Below are 4,364 nucleotides of genomic sequence, written 5' to 3' on the forward strand. Positions count from 1 at the left end.
TGAGGGTAGGAGGGTGGGAGGAGGAGGGGGGGGGGGGGGTGGGGGGGGTGGGGGGGGGGGGGGGGGGGGGGAGGGGGGGGGGGGGGGGGGGGGGGGGGGTGGGGGGGGGGGGGGGGGGGGTGGGGGGGGGGGGGGGGGGGGGGGGGGGGGGGGGGTGGGGGGGGGGGGGGGGGGGGCGAGCCACGGCCGGAAGTCGGCTTCGCGTTCGGCGAAGCCGGCGAAGGTCGCCGTCGCGCGATGATGGTCGGGATCGATCGACGGGTGCACCAGTTTCAGCAGCGGATGCACGCCGGCCATGATGTCGACGTCGATCACGGACGCGGCCGGGCGGCCCGATACGTACACGCCGGAACACAGTGCCTTCGCCGCATAGCCGGTCGCGATCGGCGCGAGCCGGGACAGCATGTAGCCCGTGTAGCCGACCGCGGCGACGACGGCGAGCGCGACGCCGCGCAGGATCAGCTTCTTGAGGGGGATCGTCATGCGCGAGCGTCCTCGGTTGTCTGCAGGCGGAACATGAACCGGCAGTGTCGCAGGTTCGGGCCGGCGGTGGCAATCGCGGGTGCGTGAGGCGCCGGGCGGCGTTGACAGGGCGCACGTTGCCCGGCGTGTGTGAATCGTGTGTGTCGATCGGCGATGTCGAACGGGCCGTGTGCGGCCCGTTCAAGTGGTGCGTCATTGCGCGTTGTCGTTGTCGAAGCGCAGGTTCCAGACCGTCGCGGTATTCGTGTTGTCGTCGACGGCCGCGAATTCCAGTTGGCCTTTGCTACCGCGCCCGAACGCCAGGCCGAACGCGGCCCCCGGCACGGTGTCGACCTGCATTTGTGCGACGAAGCGGCCGTCCACCGTGAATTCGACGATCTCGCTCGGCTGCAGCGGATCGGCGTTGACCGCGTCGCCGTTCGCGGTCACGAGATGGCCGTTCGGTGCGAGCGCCAGTGCGAGCGGGCCGTGCAGGTGCGCCGCGTCGAAGTAGATCATGCGTCCGACGCCGCCGTTGTGATTCGTCGACGCGGCGTTCTGGATCGCGAACACCGCGTTGTCGCCGGTGGAGGCGACATACAGCACGTCGATGTTCGGGTCGTACGCGAGGCCGGTCGGGCCGACGACGAGTGCACTGGGATCGGTTCGATTCACGTAGCCCGACGCGATGACGCGCGATCCCGGCAGCATCGTGACGCCGTTGTCGCCGATCGCGAGTTCGATGCGCGAGACCGTCCCGTTCAGCACGTTCGACACGAACGCGGTCACGCGCTGGCCGCGATCGATCACGGTCATGTCCCACGGCCCGTCGAGCAGCGCCGCGCTGGACAGCTGCGTGACGAGGTTGCCTTGCGGACCGATGACGAGCAGCGAACCCGGCGGCACGACGGTCTTGCCGTCCGGCGCCGGGACGTTGCCGACCAGCACGAAGCCGCTGCGCAGCACCACGAGCGCGGTCGTCAGGCCGAGATTGCTGCCCTGGAAGAACGTCGCAGGCGTCTTGCCGGGCGACAGCTTCACGATCGTCGTGCCGGTGCCTTGCGTGTTCGATGACGCGTTGAAGTTGGACACGACGACGTCGCCGGGTTTCAGCGTGCTCCAGGTCGGCACGCCGCGCGGCACGAATGCGATGCCGTACGGATTGACATCGCCGTTGGCGGGCACGGTCGATGCGGTGAACGATGGAATCGGCAGGATGATGTCGCTGCCGCCGGCCCACGCGAACGCCGACGACAACGCGACCAGCCCGACGCCGCAAGCCGCGCGGCATAGCGCGTGCCGGACGCGCGCGAGGACAGGCGGATCAGCCGCGAACACGGCCGCGGCGGGTGAACGACAGGAGGGGAGAGGGTCCATGGCATGACTCCGGTTGATGATCGCGATCAGTCATCCCGGCTGCCGGCCTGCGCAGCCGACGGGTGTCCGGCGCGGGTTCGCGATCGGGCTGTTGCCGCGTGAACCCACGCTCGAAATAAACGGATGGCGAGGGCTGGATATTCCAATTCGTTACGCACATAGCATGCACGCCGGCGTCCATTGTTCGCCGCAACGGCGACGCGGCCTGACAAGTTGAAATCCGACCCGCCGTCGGCCGATAATCGTCCGGCATCGCTCTCCCACTTTCCCAATCCAACCGTTATCGGAAAACGCCATGTCCTACGACAACAACAACCCGTTCGCCAAAATCCTGCGCGGTGAACTGCCGTGCGTGAAGGTCGCGGAAGACGACGCGACCCTCGCGATCATGGATCTGATGCCGCAGGCCGACGGCCACGTGCTCGTGATCCCGAAGGAGCCGGCCGCGCAGATCTTCGAGTTGTCCGGCGACGCCGCCGCGGCCGGCATCCGCATGACGCAGCGCGTCGCGGCGGCGGTGCGCGCGGCGCTCGAGCCGGACGGCGTGTTCATCGGCCAGTTCAATGGCGCGGCAGCCGGCCAGACGGTTCCGCATGTGCACTTCCACGTGATCCCGCGCTGGGAAGGCGCCGAGCTGCGGATGCATGCGCGCGAGATCGCCGACGCGGCGACGCTCGAAGCGCTCGCGCAGCGCATTCGCGCGCGCTTCGTGTAACGCATCGATCGCACGCGGCGCGGCACGGCATGGCGCACCGGCCGGCCGCCGTGCCGTACCTGTTTCAGCGGTCACGCGAGGTAACACCTGTAACCGCCGGCGAAACTCGTCCCGGCCAACCCGGCGCTAGACTCCGCGCATTGCTTCACTGAGCGACAGGAAGGGCGGATCGCCTCTTCGTGCCGGCCGCCGCACGTCGCGGCGGCGCGGCTTTCGCGAGGTGCCATTCGTCTTTCGCGCCGGGAATCGAGCCATGACCAGACTTCTCATCACGCTTGCCCTGATCGGCGGCCTGTCCGGCTGCTACATCGCGCCGCCGTACGGCTACGCGCCCGCGCCGGCCTACTACGGCTATGCGCCGGCGTATTACGCGCCGCCCGTCAGCGTCGGGATCGGCGGCAACTTCCGCATCCGCTGATCGAGCACCGGGCGCGGCGCTGGCCGCAGCCTTTCGCCGGACGATTCGAGCGGATTCGCGTACCGCATGACGGCGGTGCGCTGCACGGTGTGCGCGCGGTTCCTATACTTCACAGGAAAGCGCAATCCGGTGAGGCAGTCATGACAGTCACCCGCAAGGTCGCCGCCCTGTCGGGCATCTCCACGCTCGTCTATCTCGGGCTCGCGGTGCTCGGCAGCGGCGGGTTCGCGGCCTTCTTCTCGCATCCGCCGCTGACGGTCGTCGTCGTCGCGACGCTCGTGATGGCCGTCGCCGCGATGTTCACCGAAGGCAACCTGAGCAGCGGCGAGCGCGAGAACCGCGACAACCGCTGGGTGCTCGCGGCGTTCGGCGTGAGCGGGTTGCTGCTCGCGTACCTGCCGGCGCTGACCGACCGGCTCGACTTCTGGACCTTCGGCGGCGATACGGTGCGCTGGATCGGCGTCGTGCTGTACATCGCGGGCGGCGTGCTGCGCATCTGGCCGGTATTCGTGCTCGGCAAGCGCTTCAGCGGGCTTGTCGCGATCCAGCCGGGCCATACCCTCGTGACCGACGGCATCTACCGCCGCATCCGCAATCCGAGCTATCTCGGCCTGCTCGTCAATTCGGCCGGCTGGGCGCTCGCGTTCCGCTCGGGCGTCGGCGTGCTGCTGGTCGTGCTGACGATGGTGCCGCTCGTCGCGCGGATCCGCTCCGAGGAGGCACTCCTGCGTGCGCAATTCGGCGCCGAATACGACGCGTATTGCGCGCGAACCTGGCGGTTGCTGCCCGGCGTGTACTGACCCCCTTCATTTCTCCGCGACCGTCGTTTCGGCATCCGCCGACGATTCGTTTCCGATGTGTTGCCACGTGTGTCGCAAACCTGCGACGCCGTGCATCGCCGGCCCATTCCTCCGCAGGGCCGGACCCTCGACGAAGCCAATGCCGGCGCGGGTTTGCGGGCATTCCGGCGCGCGTGTTCGAGGTCGCTTATTCGTAAACAACTTGTTACCAGAATGTCCACGGCAAGGATGTGGGACCGGTGCTATTCTTCGCCGCAAGCTCATTGAAATGAATTGGTCCACGGTTCGGCACAATGCCTGACCCGACGTCGATCGATTCAGATCGTCGTACCGAGCGGACCTTCGATAACCAGATTGCGAACAAGGAAGAATACGGGAATGTGGAAGAAAATCGCCCCCGCTCTCGTCGTCGCCGCGCTGACCGGCGCGACCTCGCTGCCGGCATTGGCCGGTGACCTGAACAATGCGCTTGGCGGCGCGCTCGGCGGGGTAGCCGGCGCAGCAGTCGGCGGCGCAGTCGGCGGCAGCACCGGCTCCGTGATCGGCGGCGCCATCGGCGGCGATCGGAAGAGCGTGGGGTAGGGAAAGGGTG

General features: G+C 68.4%; 4 protein-coding genes and 2 pseudogenes. 4 read left to right on the forward strand and 2 right to left on the reverse strand.

All coding sequences use genetic code 11. From position 1 onward, the window contains the following. Both G3O06_RS49510 and G3O06_RS46835 read right to left on the reverse strand, forming a co-directional pair. Positions 1-483 (reverse strand): annotated as a pseudogene (locus G3O06_RS49510) (hypothetical protein); the annotation flags it as partial. 192 nt (positions 484-675) lie between these two features. Further along, positions 676-1,839 carry a hypothetical protein gene (locus G3O06_RS46835; RefSeq protein WP_174999832.1) on the reverse strand — a complete coding sequence of 388 codons (1,164 nt, stop codon included), beginning with the start codon at positions 1,837-1,839 and terminating at the stop codon, positions 676-678. Positions 1,840-2,134: 295 nt separating this feature from the next. Between G3O06_RS46835 and G3O06_RS46840 the strand changes: the two genes are divergently transcribed. From G3O06_RS46840 to G3O06_RS46855, 4 genes and pseudogenes are all read left to right on the forward strand, one after another. Then, the gene (locus tag G3O06_RS46840) at positions 2,135-2,554 is read left to right on the forward strand and encodes an HIT domain-containing protein (protein WP_043181059.1); all 420 of its coding nucleotides are present in this window, start codon (positions 2,135-2,137) and stop codon (positions 2,552-2,554) included. 253 nt (positions 2,555-2,807) lie between these two features. Next, positions 2,808-2,972, forward strand: a complete 165-nt coding sequence (locus tag G3O06_RS46845; protein ID WP_174917998.1) for a hypothetical protein — start codon at positions 2,808-2,810, stop codon at positions 2,970-2,972. A gap of 140 nt (positions 2,973-3,112) precedes the next feature. Further along, positions 3,113-3,772, forward strand: coding sequence for an isoprenylcysteine carboxylmethyltransferase family protein (locus G3O06_RS46850; protein WP_205820147.1), 660 nt, complete (start codon positions 3,113-3,115; stop codon positions 3,770-3,772). A 378-nt stretch (positions 3,773-4,150) separates the two neighbouring features. After that, positions 4,151-4,333 (forward strand): annotated as a pseudogene (locus tag G3O06_RS46855) (hypothetical protein); the annotation flags it as partial. Positions 4,334-4,364 lie beyond the last annotated feature (31 nt).

It is taken from the genome of Burkholderia sp. Ac-20345, from assembly GCF_017104825.1.
GTDB classification, from domain to species: Bacteria; Pseudomonadota; Gammaproteobacteria; order Burkholderiales; family Burkholderiaceae; genus Burkholderia; species Burkholderia lata_B.

Bases quoted from the DNA above. Each gene is read 5' to 3' on its own strand.
- G3O06_RS46835 (WP_174999832.1), bottom strand. From the start codon at position 1,839: ATGGACCCTCTCCCCTCCTGTCGTTCACCCGCCGCGGCCGTGTTCGCG.
- G3O06_RS46840 (WP_043181059.1), top strand. From the start codon at position 2,135: ATGTCCTACGACAACAACAACCCGTTCGCCAAAATCCTGCGCGGTGAA.
- G3O06_RS46845 (WP_174917998.1), top strand. From the start codon at position 2,808: ATGACCAGACTTCTCATCACGCTTGCCCTGATCGGCGGCCTGTCCGGC.
- G3O06_RS46850 (WP_205820147.1), top strand. From the start codon at position 3,113: ATGACAGTCACCCGCAAGGTCGCCGCCCTGTCGGGCATCTCCACGCTC.